This window comes from Desulfuromonas sp. TF (assembly GCF_000472285.1).
Classification (GTDB): Bacteria; Desulfobacterota; Desulfuromonadia; order Desulfuromonadales; family ATBO01; genus ATBO01.
The window spans coordinates 88,181-113,930 of the sequence record NZ_KI421424.1 but is presented as its reverse complement, the minus strand read 5'-3'; the positions used below and the strand labels follow the sequence as shown (position 1 = coordinate 113,930).

General features: G+C 61.3%; 19 protein-coding genes. All 19 read left to right on the top strand.

What is annotated here, in order from left to right; genetic code table 11:
- The first annotated feature begins 103 nt into the window (after positions 1-103).
- On the top strand, positions 104-1,450 hold the full coding sequence (miaB, locus tag DTF_RS0116795; RefSeq protein WP_027716267.1) for a tRNA (N6-isopentenyl adenosine(37)-C2)-methylthiotransferase MiaB: 1,347 nt from the start codon (positions 104-106) through the stop codon (positions 1,448-1,450).
- Between the two features lie 58 nt (positions 1,451-1,508).
- Positions 1,509-2,159 (top strand): histidinol phosphate phosphatase domain-containing protein, encoded by a 651-nt coding sequence (locus tag DTF_RS0116790; RefSeq protein ID WP_027716266.1) that lies wholly within the window; start codon positions 1,509-1,511, stop codon positions 2,157-2,159.
- A gap of 117 nt (positions 2,160-2,276) precedes the next feature.
- Positions 2,277-3,347 (top strand): M42 family metallopeptidase, encoded by a 1,071-nt coding sequence (locus tag DTF_RS0116785; protein WP_027716265.1) that lies wholly within the window; start codon positions 2,277-2,279, stop codon positions 3,345-3,347.
- 87 nt (positions 3,348-3,434) lie between these two features.
- Positions 3,435-4,907: an IMP dehydrogenase gene (gene guaB, locus DTF_RS0116780; RefSeq protein ID WP_027716264.1), complete on the top strand. Its 1,473-nt coding sequence runs from the start codon at positions 3,435-3,437 to the stop codon at positions 4,905-4,907.
- Between the two features lie 50 nt (positions 4,908-4,957).
- Positions 4,958-6,526 carry a glutamine-hydrolyzing GMP synthase gene (gene guaA / locus DTF_RS0116775; RefSeq protein ID WP_027716263.1) on the top strand — a complete coding sequence of 523 codons (1,569 nt, stop codon included), beginning with the start codon at positions 4,958-4,960 and terminating at the stop codon, positions 6,524-6,526.
- A 39-nt stretch (positions 6,527-6,565) separates the two neighbouring features.
- A complete protein-coding gene (locus DTF_RS0116770) occupies positions 6,566-6,940 on the top strand; it encodes a nucleotide pyrophosphohydrolase (RefSeq protein ID WP_027716262.1) in 375 nt (124 codons plus the stop codon).
- A gap of 64 nt (positions 6,941-7,004) precedes the next feature.
- Positions 7,005-8,006: a YafY family protein gene (locus tag DTF_RS0116765; protein ID WP_027716261.1), complete on the top strand. Its 1,002-nt coding sequence runs from the start codon at positions 7,005-7,007 to the stop codon at positions 8,004-8,006.
- Between the two features lie 113 nt (positions 8,007-8,119).
- Complete coding sequence (locus tag DTF_RS0116760; protein ID WP_027716260.1) at positions 8,120-8,569, top strand: hypothetical protein; 450 nt, start codon at positions 8,120-8,122, stop codon at positions 8,567-8,569.
- Between the two features lie 138 nt (positions 8,570-8,707).
- Positions 8,708-9,289, top strand: a complete 582-nt coding sequence (locus DTF_RS0116755; RefSeq protein ID WP_027716259.1) for a nucleoside triphosphate pyrophosphatase — start codon at positions 8,708-8,710, stop codon at positions 9,287-9,289.
- 209 nt (positions 9,290-9,498) lie between these two features.
- Positions 9,499-12,969 carry a DNA polymerase III subunit alpha gene (gene dnaE, locus DTF_RS0116750; protein ID WP_027716258.1) on the top strand — a complete coding sequence of 1,157 codons (3,471 nt, stop codon included), beginning with the start codon at positions 9,499-9,501 and terminating at the stop codon, positions 12,967-12,969.
- A 95-nt stretch (positions 12,970-13,064) separates the two neighbouring features.
- Entirely contained in the window at positions 13,065-14,018 is a 954-nt protein-coding gene (locus tag DTF_RS0116745) for an acetyl-CoA carboxylase carboxyltransferase subunit alpha (RefSeq protein ID WP_027716257.1), read from the top strand.
- Between the two features lie 44 nt (positions 14,019-14,062).
- Complete coding sequence (locus DTF_RS0116740; RefSeq protein ID WP_027716256.1) at positions 14,063-14,968, top strand: carbohydrate kinase family protein; 906 nt, start codon at positions 14,063-14,065, stop codon at positions 14,966-14,968.
- Between the two features lie 173 nt (positions 14,969-15,141).
- Positions 15,142-15,921, top strand: coding sequence for a septal ring lytic transglycosylase RlpA family protein (locus DTF_RS0116735; protein ID WP_051361410.1), 780 nt, complete (start codon positions 15,142-15,144; stop codon positions 15,919-15,921).
- A gap of 136 nt (positions 15,922-16,057) precedes the next feature.
- A complete protein-coding gene (locus DTF_RS0116730; protein ID WP_162148663.1) occupies positions 16,058-17,845 on the top strand; it encodes an autotransporter assembly complex family protein in 1,788 nt (595 codons plus the stop codon).
- Complete coding sequence (locus DTF_RS0116725; RefSeq protein ID WP_027716253.1) at positions 17,839-22,077, top strand: translocation/assembly module TamB domain-containing protein; 4,239 nt, start codon at positions 17,839-17,841, stop codon at positions 22,075-22,077. Before DTF_RS0116730 ends, DTF_RS0116725 begins: the two co-directional genes overlap by 7 nt.
- A 162-nt stretch (positions 22,078-22,239) precedes the next feature.
- Positions 22,240-23,370 carry a hypothetical protein gene (locus tag DTF_RS0116720; protein WP_155890854.1) on the top strand — a complete coding sequence of 377 codons (1,131 nt, stop codon included), beginning with the start codon at positions 22,240-22,242 and terminating at the stop codon, positions 23,368-23,370.
- A 134-nt stretch (positions 23,371-23,504) separates the two neighbouring features.
- Positions 23,505-23,984 carry a YbhB/YbcL family Raf kinase inhibitor-like protein gene (locus DTF_RS0116715; protein WP_027716251.1) on the top strand — a complete coding sequence of 160 codons (480 nt, stop codon included), beginning with the start codon at positions 23,505-23,507 and terminating at the stop codon, positions 23,982-23,984.
- Between the two features lie 170 nt (positions 23,985-24,154).
- Positions 24,155-24,568 (top strand): nucleoside-diphosphate kinase, encoded by a 414-nt coding sequence (gene ndk, locus DTF_RS0116710; RefSeq protein WP_027716250.1) that lies wholly within the window; start codon positions 24,155-24,157, stop codon positions 24,566-24,568.
- Between the two features lie 150 nt (positions 24,569-24,718).
- Positions 24,719-25,750, top strand: a 1,032-nt coding sequence (rlmN, locus tag DTF_RS0116705) for a 23S rRNA (adenine(2503)-C(2))-methyltransferase RlmN (RefSeq protein WP_027716249.1), incomplete at its 3' end; no start/stop codon positions are given.

Below are 25,750 nucleotides of genomic sequence, written 5' to 3'. Positions count from 1 at the left end.
CACGCATCACTCGTCACGCATCACGGCTTTTAAGTTTGACTTTGCCTGAACCATTGACTACCATTTCGGCGAATTCTGTCGAAAAGGATCTAATCGCGTGTTTATGAATAAGAAATTCTACCTGGAGACCTTCGGTTGCCAGATGAACGTGGTCGACTCGGAACGGATCGTCGATCTGCTCCGACAGATCGGGTACGGGGAGGTCGCCGACGCCGCCGAGGCCGATCTGATCCTGCTCAATACCTGTTCGGTCCGCGACAAGGCCGAGCGCAAGGTGTACGGGCACCTGGGGAGCTTCAAGCCCCTCAAGGACGAGAACCCGGCCCTCATCCTCGGCGTCGGGGGGTGCGTCGCCCAGCAGGAAGGGGAGCGCCTTCTCCGGAAGCTTCCTTATCTCGACCTGGTGTTCGGGACCCACAACGTGCACAAGCTCCCTGAAATGGTGCGCAGTGTGGAGGAAAACCGGGTGCGCTGCCACGAGACCGAGTTTCTCGACAGGGAAACCCGGCTGCAGCTCTTCCCCGTCCGGACCGAAGGGGATTCGGTCACCCGTTTCGTCACCGTTATGCAAGGATGCGACAACTTCTGTTCGTACTGCGTCGTCCCTCACGTGCGCGGACGGGAGGTGAGCCGTCCCAGCGCCGAGATCCTCGACGAAATCCGGCATCTGGCCGACAGTGGCGTCCGCGAAGTCACCCTCATCGGGCAGAACGTCAATTCCTACGGAGGCAAGGAAGCGGGGGAGCTTTCTTTTGCCGAACTGCTGGCCCGGGTTCACGAAATCGAAGGAATCGAGCGGATCCGCTTCACAACCTCCCACCCCAAGGATCTCTCCGACGAGCTGATCGACTGCTTCGGCATCCTGGACAAGCTGTGCACACATATCCATCTGCCGGTGCAGAGCGGTTCGAGCCGCATCCTGCAGCTGATGAACCGCGGTTACGACCGGGAAGGATACCTGGACAAGGTGCGCCGCCTCAAGACGGTATGCCCCGACATCCGCCTTACCTCCGACATTATCGTCGGTTTCCCGGGAGAGACCGGGGAGGATTTCGAGGAAACTCTGAGCCTCGCCGCCGAGGTGCGTTATGCCGACATCTTCTCTTTCCTTTATTCCCCCCGCCCCGGCACCGCCGCGGCCGCACTTTCCGACGATCTCGGGGCGAAGGAGAAGCAGGAGCGGTTTGACCGTCTGCTGGCCCTGCAGGAGAAGAACAGCCGTGAAATCTGGGAAGGGGACTGCGGAAAAATCCTGCCGGTGCTGGTTGAAGGGGAGAGCCGACAGGGGGACGGCCAGCTTTTCGGCCGTACCACCTGGAACCGCATCGTCAATTTCGCCGGCGACTGGTCGCTGGTCGGAAAGGTCATCAACGTGAGGATCGTCGCGTCACGGAAGAACAGCCAGCTCGGCGAAATTGAGGAATCAGGCTCCAGGAATCAGGAATCATGAAAAGCTGAGCCTGAAACCTGAGACCTGATACCTGAAACCTCTTTTCCGGAGGAAAAGAATGATCGACCTGCATACCCATACCGTGTTCAGCGACGGGGAATTGATCCCGGTAGAGCTTGCCCGGCGCGCCGCGGTGGCCGGATACAGGGCTATCGCCATCACGGATCACGGCGATTTTTCCAATTTCGATCTGATCATTCCTCGGCTCGTCCGGGTGGCGGCTGAACTCGGAGATGCCTGGGGGATCACCATCCTGCCGGGGATCGAGCTGACCCACATTCCTCCGGCGATGATCGCCGCCGCTGCCGGCGAGGTCCGCGCCCTGGGGGCGAGAATCGTCGTCTGCCACGGCGAAACGCTCACCGAGCCGGTGGCGCCCGGAACCAATCGGGCCGCCCTCGCGGCGGACATCGACATCCTCTCCCATCCCGGACTGATTACCGCCGAGGAGGCGGCGCTCGCCGCGGAACGGGGAATCTGCCTGGAGATCACCACCCGCAAGGGACACTCTCTCTCCAACGGCCACGTGGCCCGCACGGCCCTGGCCGCCGGCGCCCGCATGGTGGTCAACAACGATGCTCACGGCCCGGGAGACCTCGTCTCCCCAGAAATGGCCCGCAGGATCGCCCTGGGGGCGGGGCTGACGGAAGAGCAGTTCGAGCAGTGCCGGCGGAATTCGGAAGAGCTGGTGAAGAAGGCGTTGAAGTGAAAAGCGTCATTTGTCATTAGTCCTTTGTCCTTTGTAAAGGCGAGAACCATTGACGACTGACTACGGACAGCAACCGCAAGTGACCAATGACCAGTGACAAATGACAGAGGTTTTCCCATGAACGATAAAGACTTCAACTTTCTGAAAGAACTCGTGGAAACCCCCAGCCCATCGGGGTTCGAGCAGCCGGCCCAACGGGTACTGCGCCGCGAGTTGGAAGGGGTGGCAGACGAGGTGCGCACGGACGTGATGGGGAACGTCATCGCCCGGCTCAAGGGGAAAGGGGAAGGGGCTCCGCGGGTGATGCTGGCCGGGCACTGCGACGAGATCGGCTTCATGGTCAAGTACATAGACGACGGCGGCTTCCTCTACTTTGCTCCCATCGGCGGAGTCGACGCCCACCTGGTGCCGGGACAGAGGGTTCAGGTTCATGCCGCATCCGGTCCGCTGGCGGGGGTCGTCGGGAAGAAGCCCATCCATCTCATGGAAGCTAAGGACCGGGAAACCGTCGTCAAGTTCAAAAGTCAGTTCATCGATATCGGCTGCGGCGACCGGGCCGAAGCCGAGGCTCTGGTGGCCGTCGGCGACCCGGTGACCTTCGCCGTCGGCATGGAGCGCCTTCAGAGGGACCGGGTGACTTCCAGGGCCTTCGACGATAAAATGGGGGCGTTCATCGTCGCCCGCGTGCTCCAGGAAGTGCGGCGGCGCGGCGCGGCCCCCGTCGATCTCTACAGCGTCTCCACCGTGCAGGAGGAACTCGGTCTGCGCGGCGGCACCACCAGCGCCTATGGTGTGAATCCCGACATCGGCATTGCCGTGGAGGTCGGCTTTGCGACCGACTTTCCAGACGTGGACAAGAAGGAGGTCGGTGAGACAAAGGTGGGGGGCGGTCCGATCATCACCCGGGGGGCGAACATCAATCCTGCCCTCTTCGCCCTGCTCGTCGAAACCGCCCGGAGCGAGGGGATTCCCTATCAGATCTCCGGCTCTCCCCGGGCCACCGGCACGGACGCCAACGTCATGCAGCTTTGCCGCGGCGGCGTTGCCACGGCCCTGGTCGGTGTTCCGCTGCGCTATATGCATTCCCCCTCCGAGGTCCTCTCCCTGGCCGATATCGAGAATACCGTGCGCCTGCTGACAGCCCTCATGTACAGGATCAACGACAGCGGGAGTTTCATACCCAACTGATCCTTTTAACCTTGACGCACAACCGTCTTCTTCTATAGACTCATCGATTAATATTTTGCCCCGAAGAACCCGAACAAGGAGATGGAAATGCAGGATCTCGAGATCCGAGAAGGCCTGACATTCGACGATGTCTTGCTCGTTCCCGCCCATTCAACGGTCCTCCCCAAGGAAGCCGACCTGACCAGCCATCTTACCCGGAAGATTCAACTCAAAATTCCCCTGCTGTCTGCCGCCATGGATACCGTGACCGAAGCTCGCAGCGCCATCTGCATGGCACGCGAGGGTGGAATGGGCATACTCCACAAGAATATGACCCCCACCGAGCAGGCGCTGGAGGTGGATCAGGTCAAGAAGTCGGAAAGCGGGATGATCGTCGACCCGATCACCATGCGTCCCGATCAGAAAATTTATGAGGCTCTGGAGCTGATGAAGAAGTACCGCATCTCCGGGGTTCCCATTACCAGCGAGGGCAAACTGGTCGGCATCCTGACCAACCGCGACCTGCGATTCGAAACCCGCCTCGATCAGCCGATCTCCGCGGTCATGACCAAGGAAAAACTGGTCACGGTGCCGCCGGGAACCACCCTGGAGGAGGCAAAGCGCCACCTGCACGCTCACCGGATTGAAAAACTGCTGGTGGTCGACGACAGTTACAGACTCAAAGGCCTGATCACCATCAAGGACATCGAGAAGGTGCGCAAGTACCCCAACGCCTGCAAGGACGAGATGGGCCGTCTGCGAGCCGGAGCCGCCATCGGTCCCGGCGGCGACCGCGAGGAGCGGCTGGAGGCCCTGATCCGGGCCGGGGTCGACGTGGTCGTCATCGACACCGCTCACGGGCATTCCCAGGGTGTCATCGATGCGGTCATCGACACCAAACGCCTCTATCCCGATCTGCAGTTGGTGGCCGGCAATATCGCCACCGCCGCGGCCGCCGAGGCCCTGATCAAGGCCGGCGCCGACGCAGTCAAGGTCGGTATCGGTCCCGGTTCCATCTGCACCACCCGGGTCGTGGCCGGGGTGGGCGTTCCGCAGATCACCGCCATCGTCGACGTCGCCAGCGTCACCCGCAAGGCAGGCATCCCCCTCATTGCCGACGGCGGCATCAAGTATTCCGGCGAGCTACCCAAGGCGATCGCCGCCGGCGCCGACGTGATCATGATCGGTTCTCTCTTCGCCGGCACCGACGAATCCCCCGGCGAAACGATCCTGTATCAGGGGCGCACCTACAAGTCCTATCGCGGCATGGGAAGCCTCGGGGCGATGAAGCAGGGGAGCAAAGATCGCTACTTCCAGGGGGATGTGGAAAACGAGGTCAAGCTCGTCCCCGAAGGGATCGAAGGGCGCGTCCCCTATCGCGGCAGCCTGTCCGAGAACATCCACCAGCTCATGGGCGGGCTGCGCGCCGGAATGGGATACACCGGCTGCCGCACTCTCAAGGAGCTGCAGGAAAAAGGGCGGTTCATGCGCATCACCAACGCCGGCCTGCGCGAATCCCACGTCCATGACGTGAACATTACTCACGAAGCGCCGAATTACCGCGTGGAACGCGCTAATTAAGGATACGGTAGGGGCAATTCATGAATTGCCCCTACACCGGAGATAGGCAAATGCAGCAGGACATCCACAGAGAAAAAATACTCATCCTCGATTTCGGCTCCCAGTACACCCAGCTGATCGCCCGGCGGGTGCGCGAGGCGCACGTCTACTGCGAGCTGCACCCTTTCGACATGGGGCTTGAGGCCATCCGGGCCTTCGCTCCCAAGGGGATCATTCTCTCCGGAGGCCCCAAATCGGTCTACGAGGAAGGCGCCCCCGCGGTCGCGGAGGAGCTTTTCGAAATCGGCGTGCCCGTTCTCGGCATCTGCTACGGCATGCAGCTTCTCTCCCGCCATTTCGGTGGCGAGGTGGTTCCGGCAGGCAAACGCGAGTTCGGACATGCCGATCTTCAGGTTCATCCCAAAGGGGCTCCCGGTCCCCTGTTCGACGGCTTCTTTCTCGAGGGGAAAAGCCCGGTATGGATGAGTCACGGCGATCACGTCGAAAAGGTGCCGGCCGGCTTCGAGGTGGTCGCGGGGACGGACAATGCCCCGGTGTGCGCCATCCAGAACGTCGAGCGCAGTCTCTATGGAGTCCAGTTCCATCCCGAGGTGAACCACACCCCCCGGGGCGAGGTGCTCATAGACACCTTCGTGCGCAAGATCTGCGGGTGCACGGGGCAGTGGACGCCGGGGCAGATCATCGAGGATGCCGTGGCGCGCATTCGCGAGCAGGTCGGCGGCGATCATGTCATCCTGGGACTCTCCGGCGGCGTCGACTCCTCGGTCGCGGCGGCCCTGATCCACCGCGCCATCGACGAACAGCTCACCTGCGTCTTCGTCGACAACGGCCTGCTGCGCCTGGGCGAAGGGGATCAGGTGATGTCGACTTTCGCCGAGAATCTCGGGGTCAAGGTGATCCGTGTCGATGCTGAGGAGCGCTTTTTATCGGCTCTCGCCGGCGAGCGGGACCCGGAGAAGAAGCGCAAGATCATCGGAAATCTCTTCGTCGACATCTTCGAGGAGGAGTCGAACAAGCTCAAGGATGCCAACTGGCTGGCCCAGGGGACGATCTACCCCGACGTCATCGAGTCGGCCGGGGCCAAGACCGGCAAGGCCCACAACATCAAGAGCCACCATAACGTCGGCGGCCTTCCCGACTATATGAAGCTCAAGCTCCTAGAACCCCTGCGCGAGCTGTTCAAGGACGAGGTTCGCGCCATCGGCGAGGAACTCGGCCTTCCGCACCGCATGGTCTGGCGGCATCCCTTCCCGGGCCCCGGGCTGGGCGTGCGCATCCTCGGCGAGGTGAAGAAGGAGTACGCCGAAATCCTGCGCTCCGCCGACGCCATCTACATCGAGGAGCTCTACCGGAGCGGCCACTACGACAAGATCAGCCAGGCCTTTGCCGTTTTTCTGCCGGTCAAAAGCGTTGGAGTCATGGGGGACGGCCGCACCTATGAGTACGTCATCGCCCTGCGGGCGGTGGAGACCAGAGACTTCATGACCGCCGGCTGGTATCCGATGCCCTACGCCGATCTGGCGCGAATCAGCAACCGCATCATCAACGAGGTGCGCGGCATCAACCGGGTGACCTACGACATCTCCAGCAAGCCTCCCGCGACCATCGAGTGGGAGTAGAGTCGGTAACGAATCACCAATCACCAATATGGGGGTTTCATGAGCGACAGCCGCACCACTCTGAAGCAGCTTAAGGAGAAAATGTCGGAGTTCGTTCGGGAACGGGAATGGGAGCAGTTCCACACCCCCAAGAACCTCTCAATGTCGATCGCTATCGAGGCCGCCGAGCTGATGGAGCACTTCCAGTGGCTCACCGTGGAGGAATCGAAGAACCTTCCTCCCGAAGCCCTGGCCGATATCGGCGAGGAGTTGGCCGACATCGTCATCTACGCCCTTTCCCTCTCCAATGCCCTCGATCTGGACCTCTCCGAAACCATCCTGGCGAAAATGGACAAGAACACCCGCAAATATCCCAAGGATAAGGTGCGGGGCAAGTCACATAAATACACCTATTACCAGGAATCAAAAGACTGATAGTTTAATAGCTTGCAGCTTGCAGCTGATATCCGATAACTGACAGCTGATACCCGGAGGCCGCGTGACCAAGCCCGCGAAGAAATACAGCCAGGCCGCCCGGCTGCACGATGTGATCCGGGTGCTGGAGGCGCGCTACGGAGCCACGGTTGATGAGCTGGCCGAGGAGTGCGCCGTCGACCGCCGCACCGTTTATCGCGACCTGCAGGCGATTCGCGATGCCGGCTATCCTCTGGTCTCCGAGCGGCAGGATGACGGCCGGATGCTCTACCGCTTCATCACCGGGTTCAAGAAGATTCCCCCCATCACCTTTTCCCTCAACGAGCTGATGACCCTTTATCTGTGCCGGGGACAGCTCGCCTTTCTGGCCGGGACTCCCTTCCAGGACGATCTCGACGCCATCTTCGGCCGGATCCGCTCTTCGCTGCCGCCGCGCAGCGTCGCCCATCTCGAACGTCTGGCCGAGGCCGCCGCCCCTCGCTTTCAGGGACTGAGGGATTACCGCACCCGACGGCCCATCCTTGAAAAGCTGCGTGAGGCTCTTCTTTATCAGTATCGCTGCGAGATTCTCTACGCTCCACCGCGGAGGGAGCCCGAAACCTACCGATTCGACCCCTACACCCTGCTTTTCTTCAAGGATTCCCTCTACCTTGGTGGCTTCGCCCACAACCGCGGAGCCCTGCGCCTCTTCCTGGTCGATCGTCTGCAGGAGGTGGCCGTCACCACGGAGCGCTTCGAAGTTCCCGATACTTTCCGGGTGGAGGACCTCACCGGCAGCGCTTTCGGCCTTATCGATGACGATCCGATGGAGATCCGGGTGCGCTTCGGCTCCCAAATCGCCCACCTGATCCGAGAGCGTACCTGGCATCCCGCCCAGATTCTCGAAGAAGAAGAGGGCGGATCCCTCCTTCTTTCCTTCAGCGCCGGAGGCGAGAAGGAGATCCTCTCCTGGCTCTATTCCTACCTCCCGCACGTCGAGGTCCTCGCTCCGCCTCTCCTGCGCTCTTCCTTCCTAGAAGGACTATCGGAAGGAATCCTGTTCCAAAAATCGGAGACTTCGGCCTGAAGACGAAGACTGAGATGGAAAACTGAAATCTGATGGCCATGACGTATTCTGTCACGGTCATCTTTTATACCTGTAGTCAGAAAGAACATCGCCAACTTAACAGGAGGTGCGACATGATCTGGCTGCAGATGGAGGAAGAAAACGGCAGGGCTCTGTATCTCGACATTCAGCGGGTCGAACAGCGTCAACAGCGCGAGCGGCTCTGCTATTCCGTCGTCGGAATGCTCGGCAATGGTCTTGAAGAGGGAGAAGTGCTGATCGAGGTGGGTTCCGGAGTGGAGGTGATTTTTGTCGATGAGTGGATGCCCGGCAGGGGACTTCCGGCTTTCGTCGCTGAAGCCGGTCGGGAGACGGTGTCTTCGGCAATTGCCGACGAGCTGTCGGCTATCTTTTTCTGCGTTGAGAATTTCCCCTCCCTTGAAGTCCGGCCGCGGCGGCAGGTGACCGGTTACCGGGCCGATGGAAGATGGATGGCCCTGCGTCCCCGGCACTACGCCGAGCAGTTGGAACTCCCCATGGAGGTCGGCGAGACCGCTCCAGCATGGAATCGCAGCGTCGCCTGAAAAGATTGCATTTCGGAGGCCGCTGGGGTAAAAAGAACGCAACTTCGGGCCTCAAAATGATGCCCTCGAAAAAATCCGTCGAATGACTAAGCGATGCCCTCGAAAAACCCGGCGAATGACGCCATCAAGGATGCATCCATGCGCAGCATCGTTCTCGCCTCCACCAGCCCCTACCGGCGCCAGCTTCTTGCCCAGTTGGAGTTCTCGTTCATAACGGCCGCTCCGCTTTATGTCGAGAAACTGGACCAGAGCGTCTCACCGGAACTACTGGTCAAGCACCTGGCTTATCATAAGGCGGAGAGTCTTCGGAAACATTATCCCGATGCGCTTATCATCGGTTCCGATCAGGTTTTCGTCGATCCTCGAAACCGGATTCTGGGCAAGCCCGGCGCCTTCGACAGGGCGGTGGCGCAGCTCAAGGCCATGGCCGGCAGGTCCCATACTTTTTATACCGGCGTGGCGGTTTTTGACAGCCGCAGCGGCGAGGCCGCCGTTGATTATTCCACCTTTAGCGTCACTCTTCGGGATCTTTCGGACGAGCAGATCCGCTCCTATCTCCGCCGGGAGAACCCCCTCGACTGCGCCGGCTCTTTCAAGATCGAGGGGCTCGGCATCGCCCTGATGGAGCGAATGGAAGGGGATGACTACACCAGCCTCATCGGCCTCCCCCTGATTAAGCTGACGGGCATGCTGCAGCAGTTCGGGGTTGAAGTTTTGTAACCCCCACGCCTCACGCCGTCACTGTCTTTCATCCTCATTTCTCCAGCCAGTTTTCTTGACCTCGTCAAACCGTCGGTGATAATATTCGGGCGTTCACTCGATGCCGGGCACCGCAACGCCGCAGCATCACCGATATCGGTTTCTTACCTTGAAACCTGATAGCCTAAACTTACCTGAAACCTGATATCTCATAGTTGAGTCCTGCCTTTATGAATCACGCCAACTTCGTCCACCTGCATCTGCACAGCCAGTACAGCCTGCTCGACGGGGCCATAAAGATCGGCGATCTTCTCAAACGCGCCCGCGACTGCCGGATGCCGGCCTTGGCGGTGACCGACCATGGCAACATGTTCGGGGCGGTGGAATTCTATTCCAAGGCCATGGCCGCGGGGATCAAGCCGATCATCGGCTGCGAGGTCTACGTCGCTCCCGGCTCCCGGCACGACAAAACCAACGCCCGCGGCTCCTCGGAAGCTTCCTACCATCTCGTTCTTCTCTGCCAGAACCTGAACGGTTACCGAAACCTCTGCCGCATGGTTTCGGCGGCCTACCGGGAGGGCTTTTACTACAAGCCGCGGATCGACTGGGAACTGCTGCGCAGCCACAACGACGGATTGATCGCCCTGACCGCCTGCCTGGGTGGAGAAGTGCCCACCCTGATCGGTATGAACCGCATGGAGGAGGCGATACGCCGGGCGAAGGAGATGGCCGAGATCTTCGACGACAATCGCTTCTTCCTCGAACTGCAGGAGAACTTCCTCCCGGAGCAGGCGCCGGTGAACCGGGGACTGATCGAGATCGCCGACGAACTGAAGCTCCCCCTGGTGGCCACCAACGACTGCCATTATCTCACCCGGGAAGATGCCTACGCCCATGAGGTGCTGCTCTGCATCCAGACCGGCAAGACCATGGACGATCCCAACCGGATGCGCTTCTCCAACGACGAGTTCTACGTCAAGACCCCCGAGGAGATGACGGAGCTCTTCAAGGCGACTCCCGAGGCGATCCGCAACACCGTGGAGATTGCCGAACGCTGCAATCTGGAACTCGACTTCGACACCTACCATTTCCCCCAGTATGAAAAACCCGCCGAAAAAACCCTGGACCAGGTTCTGGAGGAGATGTCCCGTTCCGGCCTGAAGGAACGGCTCGGGGATATTCGGCTGGTTCGGGAGCTCTCCGCCGAAGAAGAGGAACTGTACCGGCAGCGTCTGGAGACGGAGCTGGAGTGCATCAACCAGATGGGCTTCCCCGGCTATTTCCTGATCGTCGCCGACTTCATCAACTGGGCCAAGGATAACGACATCCCCGTCGGGCCGGGTCGCGGCAGCGCCGCCGGGAGCCTGGTGGCCTTCGCCATCCGCATCACCGACATCGATCCGATGCCCTACAATCTCCTCTTCGAGCGCTTCCTCAATCCCGAGCGCATCTCGATGCCCGATATCGACGTCGACTTCTGCATCTACGGGCGCGAGGAGGTCATCGACTACGTGCGCCGGAAATACGGCGAGGCGAACGTCGCCCAGATCATCACCTTCGGCACCATGGCGGCCAAAGGGGTGATCCGCGACGTCGGCCGGGCCGTAGGCATGCCCTACGGCGAAGTCGACAAGATCGCCAAGCTGGTCCCCGGGATTCTCAACATCACCCTCAAGGAGGCGCTGCAGCAGGAGCCGAAGCTCAAGGAGATGGTGGACAAGGATCCCAAGATCAAGGAACTGATCAACATCGCCCTGGCCCTGGAGGGGCTGACCCGCCACGCCTCCACCCACGCCGCCGGGGTTGTGGTCACGCCGAAGCCTCTTCCGGAATACCTCCCCCTCTACACCGACCCAAAGGCGGGGGGGCAGGTCACCCAGTTCGCCATGAGCTATGTGGAGAAGATCGGTCTGGTCAAGTTCGACTTCCTGGGACTGAAGACCCTCACCGTCATCGACAACGCGTTGCGGCTGATCCGGGCGGGGAAGGACCCCGAATTCGACCTCCGGCTGATCAGGGACGATGATCCCGAAACCTACAGGCTCCTTGGCGCAGGAGAGACCACCGGTGTCTTCCAGCTCGAATCCTCCGGAATGAAGGAGCTGCTGGTCAAGCTCAAGCCCAACTGCTTCGAGGACGTCATCGCCATCTGTGCCCTGTATCGTCCGGGGCCACTCGGTTCCGGGATGGTCGACGATTTCATCCAGCGCAAGCACGGCCGAAAGAAGATTACCTACGACTTCCCGCAACTGGAGCCGATCCTCAAGGATACATACGGGGTCATCGTCTATCAGGAGCAGGTCATGCTCATCGCCCAGGTGCTGGGGGGATACAGCCTCGGAGGCGCCGACCTGCTGCGCCGGGCCATGGGTAAGAAGAAGCCCGAGGAGATGGCCAAGCAGAAGGAGATTTTCCTCAAGGGGGCGAAGGAGAACAAGCTCGATCCGAAAAAGGCTGAAGGGGTCTTTGACCTTATGGAGAAGTTCGCCGCCTATGGCTTCAACAAGTCCCACTCGGCGGCCTACGCCCTCATCGCCTATCACACCGCTTACCTCAAGGCCCATTATCCCGTGGAGTTCATGGCGGCGCTCCTCACCGAGGATATGGAAAACACGGACAAGGTGATCAAGAACATTTCCGAGGTCCGTTCGATGGGGATCGAGGTGCTGCCGCCGGACATCAACGCCTCGGACCGTTCCTTCACCGTTCACGACAAGTCGATCCGCTTCGGTCTCGGAGCAGTCAAGGGGGTGGGGGCGGCCGCCCTCGATTCGATCATCGAGGCGCGCAAGGAGGAGCCCTTTGTCTCCCTGCATGAATTCTGCGAACGGGTTGATCTGCGCAAGGTCAACAAGAAGGTGGTGGAGGCCCTGATCAAGTGCGGCGCCCTCGCTTCTCTTGGCGGCAAGCGGTCCCAGTACATGGCCATTCTGGAAGAGGCCATGGAAGTGGGGCAGAAGGTGCAGCGGGAAAGAGAAGTCGGGCAGGAGTCGCTCTTTGGCGCAGAGGAGATCATCTCTCACAACGGCAACGGCTACGGCAAGCTTCCCGCCATGGACGAATGGGCCGAGAACATCCTCCTAGGCTTCGAAAAGGAGGCCCTCGGCTTCTTCATCACCGGCCATCCCCTGGCCAGGCACAGTGAGGCGATCCGGCGCTTCGCCACCTGCGACACGGCCGCTCTCGCCGAGCGTACGGACAAGGAAGAGGTCCGGGTCTGCGGCATCGTTTCAGGTCTCAAGGAACTGACCACCAGGAAAGGGGACCGGATGGCCTTCGTCACCCTGGAGGATCTCTCCGGATTCGTCGAGATGGTGGTTTTCCCCGAAGTCTACGCGGCTTCCATGGAACTGCTCAAGAGCGAAGAGCCCCTCCTCGTGGCCGGAACCCTGGATATTGGCGAGGAGACCTGCAAACTGATGGCAAACGAGGTTTTTCCCCTGCGTCAGATCAAGGAACAGCAGACTAAAAAAGTGCACTTCCGCCTGACCACCCCCGGCCTCGACGAGACTCAGCTGCGGGCCCTCAAGGGGATTATTTCCCGGCATCGAGGCAGCTGCGATGCGCTGATTCACCTCGTTATCCCCAACCGCAGCGAAACGGTGATCACCCTGCCGGAGAATCTGAAGGTTGCAGCCAGCGATGAAATCATGGATGATACGAAGAAACTTTTCGAATACAATGTGGTGACATTCGAGTAGGGGCGCAGCATGCTGCGCCCTCGGCCGAATGCGATACAAGAGCGGGTGCAGCATGCTGCGCCCCTACATCAAGTTAATATTCAAGGAGATATATGATGCAATTCTATCTCGATTTCGAAAAGCCCCTGGTCGAACTGGAGCAGAAGATCCGTGAACTCAAGGAATATTCCACCGACAAGGTCGACTTTTCCGGCGATATAAGGAAGCTCGAGAAGAAAGCCGACAAGCTTCGCGAGGAGATCTTCTCCAATCTGAGCCGCTGGCAGCGCACCCAGCTGGCACGCCATGTCAACCGCCCCTTTACCCTCGATTTCGTCGAACATATTTTTACCGACTGGTTCGAGGTCCATGGCGACCGCAACTTCCGCGATGACCCCGCCCTGGTCTGCGGCTTCGCCCGTTTTGACGGCGAGCCCTGCGTGGTGATCGGACACCAGAAGGGGCGCGACACCAAGGCGAAGGTGTACCGCAATTTCGGTATGCCCAATCCCGAAGGGTATCGCAAGGCTCTGCGGGTGATGCAGATGGCCGAGCAGTTCGGTCTGCCCATCTTTACCTTCGTCGACACCCCAGGCGCCTTTCCCGGCATCGGAGCCGAGGAGCGCGGACAGGCCGAGGCCATCGCCCGTAACCTGAGGGAAATGGCGGCCCTTACCGTACCGGTCATCGTCACCATCACCGGCGAGGGCGGCTCCGGTGGCGCTCTGGCGATCGCCGTCGGCAACCGGGTGATGATGATGGAATACTCGGTCTATGCGGTTATCTCACCTGAGGGGTGCGCCGCCATCCTCTGGAGCGACGGGACCAAGGGACCGCAAGCGTCCGAGGCCCTCAAGCTGACCGCCAAGGATATCGACGAACTCGGCTGCGTCATCGACGACGTGATCCCCGAACCCCTTGGAGGCGCGCACAACGATGTCGAGCTGGCCGCCGCCAACGTCAAGGTCTACCTGAAGAAACATCTTGATGAGCTCAAGGCCCTCACCCCCGAAGAGCTGGTCGAGCAGCGTTACCAGAAGTTCCGGGTCATGACGAGGGTGGCCGAGTAAGGGCAAGGGCATTGGGCCAATACGACTTATAGGACCTATGGACCATGCCTTTCGCCGTTGTCGGTCTTGGCCAGTGCGCCTACGATATCCTTGGGCGGGTCGACGCGTATCCTGCGGTCGATGCCAAGGCTGAACTTGGGGAGGTCCTTTTCCAGGGAGGGGGACCGGCGGCCACGGCGCTGGTGACCCTGGCCAGGATGGACATTGGGACGACCTTTCTCGGCCGGGTGGGGGACGATGATTTCGGCGCGCGCATCCGCAGCGGACTCCTTGCCGAAGGGGTCGACTGCGGCAACCTTCTGACCGATCCCGGCCGCACGAGTCAGTTCGCCTTCATCGCCGTCGAGCATGGGAGCGGCCGCCGCAACATCTTCTGGACTCGCGGCAGCGCCCGGCCCCTTTCTCTTTCCGAAATCGACCCTGCACCGATCCGCAGTTGCCGGGTCCTTCACTTGGACGGACTGCAGCAGGAGGCCTCGTTGGCCGCGGCCCGCATCGCCCGGGAGGCCGGAGTGACCACGGTCCTCGACGGCGGCACCTTCCGGAGCGGCACCGCCGATCTCCTGCCCCTGATCGATCACCTGGTGGTCAGCGAAAAATTCGCCCTGCAGGCGTGCGGCGGGAACGAGCCGCGTCGCGCCCTCGAAAAACTTCTGAGTCACGGCCCCCGGGCCGTGACCGTGACGGTCGGGGCGCGGGGAAGCCACACCCTGAGCCGCGAAGGGGAGGAGTTCCACCAACGGGCCTTCCCCGTCGACACGGTGGACACTACCGGATGTGGCGACGTGTTCCACGGTGGCTACATCTACGGGCTGCTGCAGGGATGGGAGCTTCGGCGAACCGTGCGCTTCGCCGCCGCCTGCGCAGCACTCAAGACCAGAGCCCTCGGAGGCCGGACGGCCATTCCGACCCTTGCAGAGGTGGAAAATTTTTTGTCAGAACAGGCGTAGCGCTTCCGGGAAATTTTTTTATCCGCAGATGACGCAGATTTTCGCAGATTAAAACAAAGGCAAAATATTTTACACTCGTTAGCCTTTCGTCCAGAATCCTTCAAGATTGATTTTCATCTGTGTTTATCTACGTAATCTGCGGATAAAGTCTTGGCCTTCGGAGAGTAATCAGCATGCCCGATGAGTTGAAATCCCTTCTCCTCCCTTTGTCTCTTATCCTCCTGCTGTCCCTTTTGCTCGGCGCCTGCGGACCGGCCTACCGCTCCCGCGTAATCGACACTCCCGAGACCAGAGGGCTCAAGGGATGGGAGAAGCCCTACGAGGTCAACGGGGAGCGATACCAGCCGATGCGAAGAGATCAGCACGAAGGATTTTCCGAGGAGGGTCTCGCCAGCTGGTACGGCCCGAATTTCCACGGCAAAAAGACCAGCAACGGCGAAACCTATGACATGCACGCCATGACCGCCGCCCATAAGACCCTGCCGCTAGGCGTCTGGGTGCGGGTGACCAGCCGCGTCAACGGCAGGCAGTCGATTGTGCGGGTCAATGACCGGGGCCCTTTCGTCAAGGGGCGGATCATCGATCTTTCCTATTCGGCGGCGAGGGAACTTGACGTGGTTGGGCCCGGCACCGCGCCGGTGCGGATCGAGGCGCTGGGATATCGTGAGACCGACGGCGCCGGCAAAATCGCCTATCGCCAGCCCAAAAGCTACACCATAGGAAGTTACAGCGTGCAGGTCGGCGCCTTTACCGTTGCCGAAAACGCCCGCCGACTAAGCGCCCAGTTGGAAGAAAAGCATGGTCACGCCCATGTGGAGGAGGGCTGGGTCAACGGAAGCCTTTTCCACCGGGTTCGCGTCGGCAAATATCCTTCCATCGAGGCGGCCGAGACAGCGAGAGTGGACTTCGAAAAGAGCGGCTTCCCAAACTGCTTTACCGTCGCGATGGACTAAAATCCATCGCCTGCCTTCCGGTCCGCAGCCCGGATCCGGCTCCCCCTGCCGGACCCGGGCTTTTTTGTTAGAATAAAATAGTTGATGATCAGAATTATGGATGGAATTTGGTTTTTTCCGCCTCGCGGGGGTCCTCTTGTGCGCACTGCTACCGAAACGCTCCATCTTTCTTTTTCTTGCCCTGCTCGCGCTGTTCACTCCTCTTGCGGCGGTACCGGCGCAGGCGGCTGAAGCGGTTCAGGTGACGGTCCGGGGGGTCGAAGGGGAGGATGAGGAGGGAAACATCCGTGCCGCCCTGGTCCTGCCGACCGGTCTGGTCAGGGACGAACGGGTGGACCGCCGCTGGCTGGAACGCTTCGCCGAGAGGGCACCGCAGCTGGTCCAAAAGGCGCTTCGGCCCTTCGGTTATTACAATGCCCAGGCGACGGCTTCCTTGCAGGAACTCGTTCCGGAGCATCGATACAACCTCATCGTTCAGGTCGAACAGGGAAAGCCGGTCCGGGTCACAGAGGCCGGAATCCTCATCCAGGGACCCGGCAGCGACGAGTCGGAACTGCGCGAGTTGACAGCTGACTTTCCCCTTAAACGCGGCGATGTTCTGCGACAGGACCTCTATGAGAAAGCTAAGGGAGCACTCAAGGCCCGGGCCATTGATTTTGGGTACCTCAACGCCGCTTTTTCCGAGCACCGCATTCTTGTAGATCCCGAAGAAAATAGCGCCGAGATCGATCTCGTCCTGGCCACCGGCCCTCGATTTCAGTTCGGCGAGACCCTCATTCATGGCGCACCCGAGTTTCCCGACAAATTCCTGCGCCGCTACATGGCCTACGAGGCGGACGAGCGCTTCTCCTATTCCCGCCTCGGACAGACACAGCTCAACTTCCTCGATTCCGACCGCTTCCGGGACGTGATCGTCACCCCGCGCCTGGAAATGGCGCAGGAGCGCCGGGTTCCGGTAAGCATCCAGCTCGTCCCTTCGGCGCGCCGCCGCCTGCGCCCCGGCATCGGATACGGGACCGATACAGGCGCGCGCTTCACGCTCCAGTACAAGGATGTCAACATGCTTCATCGCGGGCACGAACTTTCCGGGAATTTCCTGGTGGCCGAGCTGCGCCAGGATCTCATTGCGGCCTATATTGTCCCCAGCCCGCGGGACATGAACACCCAGACCGCCCTGCGGGCCGGCTTGGAAAAAGAGCAGCCGGACACCTACGAACGATCCTCCCTGTTCGTGGAGCTGGAGAGAGTGCATGGCTTCAAAAAGGGGATGACCGGCTCGGTCTTCCTCCGTCTGCTGCGGGAGGACTACACCGTCGGCGAGGAGGACGACGATACCTCCTTTCTGGTCCTTCCCGGCGTGCGATTCAGCCGGCGGACCTATTCGGACCCGGTACGCCCCCGGGGAGGATATCTGATCAGTGTCGAGGTGAGAGGCACGCATCAGGATATAGGTTCGGACACGGGTCTGCTCCAGGCGATCGGCTCGGGCAACATCCTGGTGCCCCTGCCGGCCCGTTTCTCCGTATTCGCACGGGTGAAGGCGGGATCCACATGGCAGAACGAGCCCCTCCGGGAAATCCCGCCTTCGCTCCGCTTCTTTGCCGGGGGCGATCAGAGCGTTCGCGGCTACGGCTACCAGGATCTCGGCCCCGAAGACGAAAATGGCGACGTTGTAGGCGGCAAGAACCTGCTGGTGGGGAGCGTCGAATTGGAGCGTGCCCTGGGTGAGAACTGGGGTGTGGCCGTCTTCTATGATGCCGGCAACGCCTTCGACAATTTTTCTGACTACGAGATCTTCGAGGGGGCTGGGATCGGAATTCGCCGCTACACTCCTGTGGGTCCGATCCGGATCGACATCGCCCGGCAGCTCGGCGTGTCCGATCCTTCCTATCGCCTCCACATCGGTGTGGGGTTCGGATGGTGAAACGCCTGATCCTTCTTATGGCCGCGCTTCTGCTGCTGGCCGTCATCTCTGTTTTTACCGCCGGTCTCTGGCTGCTGCGCACTCCGCAGGGTGCGCGTTGGCTTCTGGAGACGGCCGCCGGAGCGGCCGGTGCGGAGTTGGAGATCGACCGGGTGGAAGGGCGGCTGGCCGACGACCTGCTCCTGGAGGGGATACGGCTCCGCCGGGAGGGGACGGAAGCGGTGCTCGATCGCCTGCTCCTGCGATGGCAGCCCGGCCGCCTTCTGCAGGGGGATCTCGCGGTGGTGGAACTGGCCCTCGAAGGGGGGGAGATCACGACGAGCCCGGAACCTCCTTCCGAGGAGAAAGGACCCGCCGAATTCACCTGGCCGCGGCTATCGGGATGGGCCTTGCGCCTGGACGCGGTGATAGAGGAATTGCGCCTTGAGGACATCACGCTGCATCCCCCTGAGGGGGAGGCCCGGCGTCTTGACCTGGCGGCGCGGCTCACCTGGGATGAAGGAATTCTGGAGGTGAGCGATCTCGATGCCGTCGCAGAGGGATATCGCCTGCAGGGGAACGCGGCGGCGGGATTCGTCAGCCCGCTCCTGCATCTCGACCTGCGATTGAGCCTCCCCGAGATGGTCGCCGATCTGAAGGGATTCAGATTGACGGCCGATCTCAAAGAAGACGCCGACGCACTCCTCTCCGGTCCAGTACAGCTGCGCGGGGGAAAAGGGAAGACGGTGATCCTCGACCTGACGGCGCAAATCTCCCTCGCCCGGGAGGTTCTGCGCCTGCGGGATTTCGAGCTGACCCACGCCGCCTGGGGCGGAGTGCTGAGCGGGGAAGGCGAGATCGCCCTGCAGGACCCTTTCGCCTACTCGCTGCAAGTCGAGGCGAAAGGGTTTGACCTGGCTAGGCAAACCGGCGTGGCAGCCGAACTCGGCGGAAGGATCGAGGTCTCCGGTACCCTGCAGGAGTACGGGGGGAGTTTCCAACTCTCCAGCCGGGGTGCCGGATGGCGCCAGGGGCGGCTGGCCGGAAGTTTTTCCGGCAGCATGGAAGGGGTAGCCCTCAGCGACCTGGACGGCGCCTGGCTCCGCGGCTCCATCGGTGGCGAAGCCACCGTCGGATGGCGCGAGGGCGTTCAGGTCGAGGCGATGCTCCAGGGGCGCGGCCTCGACCCGGCGGTCATCGATCCCCGGTGGAGCGGGGTCGTCAATCTCGATCTGAAAGGCGCTCTGGAGAAGCTTCCGGGCGAAGCGCTGTGGGCCGAAATGGAAGGAGCCCTTCTTGAAAGCACCCTGCGCGGCCGTCCTCTGACCGGCCGGGTCGATCTATCCGTGCGGGGAGAAGACCTGAATATCGCCGCCCTCGAACTGCATGGTGACGGCTTCGATCTTGCCGCCCACGGTCGCCTGCGGGAGCGGCTGGAGATCAGCGCCGATGTGCGCCGGCTCGACGGACTCATTCCAGGGGCTGCCGGAAGTGTGCAAGCGGAAGGCTGGGTGCGCTGGGCAGAAGGGCAGCTCGCCGGCCGTCTGGGATTTCAGGGGGATGGGATCGCATTCGCAGGGGCCCGGGCGGCGACTCTGCGCGGCGAGGCGAACCGTCCCGAAGGACGATCCTTTTCCGTACGCCTGCGGTCCGGAGGGCTGGCCTACGATCGGCTGCGCCTGGACGCCCTCGAGCTGTCCCTCGACGGGACCCTCGAGAGCCACGAACTGGACCTGACCGCAGGCGGGCCGCAGGGTCGGGGAATGCTTCGGGCCGAAGGAGGATGGACGGGAGAGTTCTGGGCGGGGACCCTTGAACAGCTTCGTGGCGAGACGCGCAAATTAGGAGACTGGCGGCTCGTAAACCCGGTGGCGCTGCAGCTCGGAATCGGCAGGGTGAGGGTTGCGCCTCTGCGCCTGGAGGGGGGCGCCGACATGGTTCTGGAAATGACCGCCAGTCTGACCGGCTCCCCCCTGCGTGGGACTCTGGAGGGAACATGGCGAAAGATCGATCTCTCCCTGCTGGGACCCTTTCTGCCGAAAACCGTAAAGCTGGAGGGACGAAGCAGCGGCAAGACGGACCTGCACCTGCTGGAACAGGGACGGACTGCCGTCGCTGGGAGGGTCGAGGCGAAGGGACGGCTGGAGCTGGAGGACTTTTCCGCCTCCTTTTCCCGGGTGGAGGGAACCGTCGACTGGGATGCCGGCGGACTCGCCGCCCGCGTCGAAGCGGAACTGGAGGGAGGGGGGAGACTCGCCGCCGATCTGAGCTCCGAAGAGGCGCCGTTGACGGTGCCCCGGCGCGGAACCCTGGACGGGAGCTGGCGGGACCTCGATCTCTCCCTGCTGAGACCCTGGCTGCCGGAAACCATCCTGCTGGAGGGGCGCAGCAGTGGCGAGGCCGCACTCAGGCTGCTTGGAGCTGAGCGAACTGTCATCAAGGGAAGGGTCGAAGCGGCGGGGCAACTGGCGACGGAGGACATCGAAGCTTCCTTTTCCCGGGTGGAGGGAACCGTCGACTGGGATGCCGGCGGACTCGATGCCCGTCTTGAAGCGGAGATGGAGGATGGGGGGAGGCTCGCCGCCGATCTTCACTCCGAAGAGGCGCCGCTGGCGATGCCCCGGCGAGGAATTCTTGAGGGGAGATGGGAACGGATCGATCTCTTCCTCCTGAGTCCCTGGATTCCCTCCGCCGTTCACCTCCGGGGAGCTTTGAGCGGAGAGGTACGGGGAGAGTGGCTCCCCGGCCAGAAGCTCGCTCTGACCGGCAGCACGGAAGTCGGCGATGGAGAAGTAACCTGGAGGCGAGAGGAGGGGGAGGTCGCCTTCGACCTGAGCACGGCCGAGGCGAGCTGGCGGTGGAAGGGGGAGTCCCTGGAGGGAAACTTGGATATTGCCCTCGCCGAAGTCGGACGGATCGAAGGGTCCTTCAGTCTTCCTCTGCCGGCCCGGATACCCACTTCCTCCCCGCCGCAGGGGCCGCTCTCGGTGCGCCTCAGCGGCGAGATGAGGGAGCAGGGGCTGCTCTCCGCCATTTTCCCGGGCCTGCTGCGGGAAAGTGAAGGAGAACTGGCGGTCCGGCTGAGTATCGGCGGAACCTGGCGTTCTCCAGATCTCGGAGGCATGGTGCACCTGAGCGGCGCCGGCGCCTATCTCCCCGCCGCAGGCGTCGAAATCCAGGACGTTGAGGTCAGGGCCGAACTGTCCGGACAGAGGCTCCGTCTCGTCTCCTTCTCCGCCCTTTCCGGACCGGGACGCATCGAGGGGAACGGAGAGGTGCGGCTTGATCAGTGGCGGGTCGTCGAATATCAGGCGACGGTAAAGGGAGAGCGCTTCCAGGCCGTCGATCTCCCCGAGCTGCAGCTCCTCGTCTCTCCCGATCTCGAGCTCAGCGGCACCACCGAGAGACTCAAGGTGCGCGGGACAGTGGAGCTGCCGGAACTGATCCTCGTGGAGCGCAAAAGGCCCGAGATGGTGGCGGAAAGCCCAGATGTCGTGATCGTCGGGGGGGAAACTCCCGCCGAAAGGGGGGACCTCCCCATCGCGCTCGATCTCAGGGTGAAGGTAGTCCTCGGAAAGCGCGTGCTGATCAGGTACGCAGGCGTCGATGCCCGTCTCGCAGGGGAGCTCACGCTGATTTCAGAGGGTATCGAAGACATCAATGCCAGGGGAGAGATCCGTGTCGCCGAGGGAATCTACTCAGCCTACGGTGTGCAGCTCAAGATTGATCGAGGCCGGATTCTCTTTGCCGGCGGCCCTGTCGACCGGCCGACCCTGGATATTCTGGCACTGCGCACCATCGGCGAAATAAAGGCGGGGGTTCAGGTCGGCGGCACTCCCCGGGAGCCGGTGGTGAAGCTCTACTCCGACCCTGCCATGCCGGACACGGATGTACTGTCCTATATCGTTCTCGGCCATCCGATGGGTGGGGACCGCGAAAGTGCCGGTCTGCTTATGGGAGCCGCCGGCGCCCTCCTCTCCGGCGGCGAATCGGCTGTGCTGCAGGACCGCCTCAAAAGGCAACTCGGTGTCGATGTCCTGACCATCGAATCGGGAGGCGGCGAGGTCGAAAGTTCCATGGTGACGATCGGCAAATACCTCAGCCCGCGCCTCTACATCAGCTATGGGCAGTCGCTCTTCACCGAAAGCAATGTGGCCAGGTTGCGGTACGAGATCAGCGAGCACTGGGAGGTCGAATCAAAGATGGGGGAAGATAGCGGGGTTGATCTCTTCTACAAGATCGAGTTCAAATAACCCCCCAAGCACGGCTGGACGCCGTCCTTGATAGAATCGCCATCGGATCGGGAAATCAGAAAGGGCGAAAAAAATTTCATGCCCTTCTCCCGATGGGCTCGTTCTCTGTTATTCTCATTATAGGGTAATTATTTCCCATACTTCGAAACGCGATCATTGCCTATGACACGCTGGGTCCCCGCATCGATAATGCTTCTGCTGCTCGGAATCGGGCTGCCCTCGAGCGCTTTTGCGGAGGAAGAAAAGACCTATCTCGAACCCCCCGCCCAAGAGTCGGAGGAGGAGTTGGAGGCGCCGGAGCAGATTTCCGGGAATGGGGTCGATCTCAGCCAGGACTCGGAAGGGGCCGATGTGACCGAGGCTCGAGAAAAAGTCGAAGGGGAGGAGGAAGAAGCCGGGGAGCCGATCATCATCGATGCCGCCCACGAGCGTATCTCGACGGGAGTGCTCGCGACGGCGAGGTGGCTGGATTCCTTTTTCGCCGATCCGCGGGTTGAGAGCGAAATCTCGGAAACCCGGGTGAGAGTCAGGTTTTCCCTCTTCGCAGAGGATGACGACGCAGTCGAGTACGACATGAAGGCCAATCTCCATCTCGATCTGCCGATTCTAGAGGAGAGGCTCCAGCTTGTCGTCGCCGGAGATCCTGATGATGTAGAGGAGGACTTCCGGACCATTTCCGGCGTCCAAGGGGAAAGACCGGAGCTGACCTCGGCCGATGACGACTTTTCGACCTCCCTGCGCTATTTCCTGATTGAAACTCTAGAGCGCAATATCAGCCTCCGGGCCGGCATCAGGTGGCGAGACGGGCTGCCGGTTGTATTCCTCGAACCGCGCTACCGGCAGTCGGTCCCCCTCGATTCCTGGCTTTTCCGCTTCACGCAGCGCCTCATTGCCTCTACCGATGGGGAAACTGGTGTCCGGACAACCTTCGATTTCGATCGGGAACTGAAACGCCCCTTCTTCTTCCGCACGACGCTGGACGGTTCGTGGACTTCGGAGGAGGATGGGTACTTTTACGACTTGGCTTTTCAGGTGTTTCAGCGTTTCAGCCCCCGGCGGGTCATCATCTACAGTTGGGGGAACTTCTTCCGGACCAGGCCGCACCACCAGCTCGACAACGTCGTGTTGAGCGCCCGTTACCGGCAGAGAATCCTGAGGGACTGGCTATTCTACGAAGTCATCCCGCAGGTTTCCTTTCCGGACGAGCGGGACCGTGATGCGACCCCGGGCATCCTGCTGAGGCTGGAGATGTTATTCGGCCACTACCCGAAACTGCCCCCTCCTCGGGATTGAGTCCGGCAGAACCGCACTTCCCCAGAACTTCGACCCTTGCAACCGGTGACAGGGCCGCTAATATAGAGGCATATCAGGAGACAGACGGTCAATCAGCGGAGCAGCGCGTCTGCCATTCCCAGATGGAGGCAATCATGCCACTCGAAATCCGTTCCCCGGCTTTCGCCGATAACGATGAAATTCCAGCCAAATACACCTGCGAGGACGAGGATATCTCGCCCCCTCTGGAATGGTCCGGAATCCCTGAAGGGACGCGGAGCCTGGCCCTGATCGTCGACGATCCGGACGCCCCGGATCCGGAAGCGCCGAAGATGACCTGGGTTCACTGGGTGCTCTACAACCTCCCGGCCGATTCGACGGGATTGCCGGAAGCCATGGATGTGAGGGATCTGCCGGAAGGAGCCCGGAGCGGGCTCAACAACTGGGACAAGACCGGCTACGGCGGACCCTGTCCACCCATTGGCCGTCACCGCTATTTCCACAAGCTCTTTGCCTTGGACACAGCCCTGGATCTCCACGAGCGTTCGACCAAGGAGGAGTTGGAGAAGGCGATGGAAGGGCATATCCTCGCCGCGGCGGAATTGATCGGAACGTATCAGAAAAGCAGCCGATAAAGCAGGTATCAGGCATCAGTTATCAGTTATCAGAATGCCTTGTCCGCCGTCCTCTGCCTTCCGCCGTCTATCTTCCGTTCTCCCCCGTTTTTCTTGACTTTTGCCTCCGGTGATGCTACAAGTCGCGCATTTTGCCCCGTCGACTCATTAAACTATTGGAGGATACGACCATGGAAAGAACTTTCGCCATCATCAAGCCCGACGCCTTCGCAGCCGGTTACGCCGGCCGGATTATCTCGCGCATCTACACCGAAGGCTTCAAGATCGTAGGTATGAAAAAGCTCTACATGAGCAAGGTGGAAGCCGAAGGCTTCTACTACGTGCACAAGGAGCGGCCTTTCTTCGGCGAGTTGACCGACTTCATGAGCAGCGGCCCCTGCATCGTCATGGTCCTGGAGGCCGATGGGGCGATCAAAAAGTGGCGCGACCTGATGGGCGCCACCAACCCCGCCGAGGCCGCAGAGGGGACCATGCGCAAGGAATTCGGCGCCTCCATCGGCGAGAACGCCACCCACGGCTCCGACGCCCCCGAAACCGCCGATTTCGAGATCCCCTATTTCTTCTCCGGGCTGGAGCTGCTCTAAGCCGGGGGGTTGCCGTACTTTGACCTTGTGAAGAAAAAGCCCTTCGGGTACAATCCCGGAGGGCTTTTTCATAATCAAAAAGAAGATCTTCAACGCAGAGGCGCCCTCTTCACGACTCTTCGTTAAATATAGATAGGTTGGAAACAGAGAGTGTCACGGCAAGGTCTCATCGACATCAAGAACCTCACCGGCGAGGAACTCACGGAATTCCTCACCGGGTTGGGCAAGGAGCGCTTCCGCGCCCGGCAGATCATACGCTGGATCTACGCCCGGGGGGTGACCTCCTTTGCCGGGATGACGGACCTCTCCAAGTCGTTGCGGGAGGAACTGGAGCGCAGGGCTTTTATTTCCGACTGGGAGCCGGAGGTGACGGAAGTCAGTACCGACGGCACCCGCAAGTACCTCTTTCGTCTTGGGGACGGACAGACGGTGGAGACGGTGCGCATCCCCATGGAGGGGGAGCGCAGCACGCTCTGCATCTCGACGCAGGTCGGCTGCGCCATGCAGTGCGCTTTCTGCCTCACCGGCACCTTCGGCCTGTTGCGCAATCTTTCCCCGGCGGAGATTGTCAACCAGGTCTGCGCCACAGCCAGGGAGGGACCGGTCAACAACATCGTCATGATGGGGATGGGGGAGCCGCTGCACAACCTGGACAACGTGGTCAAGGCCCTGCAGATCCTCTACCACGATGACGGATTCGGATACGGGCCGCGCAAGGTAACCCTCTCCACCTCGGGGCTGATCCCGGAGATGCTGGAGCTTGGCCGGCGCATCCGGGTGAACCTGGCGGTATCCCTCAATGCCACAACCGACGCCGTTCGGAACGAGCTGATGCCGGTCAACCGGCGATATCCGCTGAAAGATCTCATGGCCGCCTGCCGGGAGTTTCCGCTGGCGACGCGCCAGCGCATCACTTTCGAATACATCCTGATCAGGGACGTGAACGACACGCCGGCCGATGCCAAACGGCTGGTCCGGCTGCTGCACGGGATCAAGGCCAAGGTCAACCTGATCCCCTACAACGAGCATGAGGGATCGGCCTTTCGCGCTCCCCGGCCCGAGAGCATCGAAGCCTTTCAGACCTATCTGCTCAGCCGCGACATCGTCGCCATCCGCCGGGCCAGCAAGGGGCAGGACATCTCGGCCGCCTGCGGGCAGCTCAAGGGGAAGCTGGAACGGCAG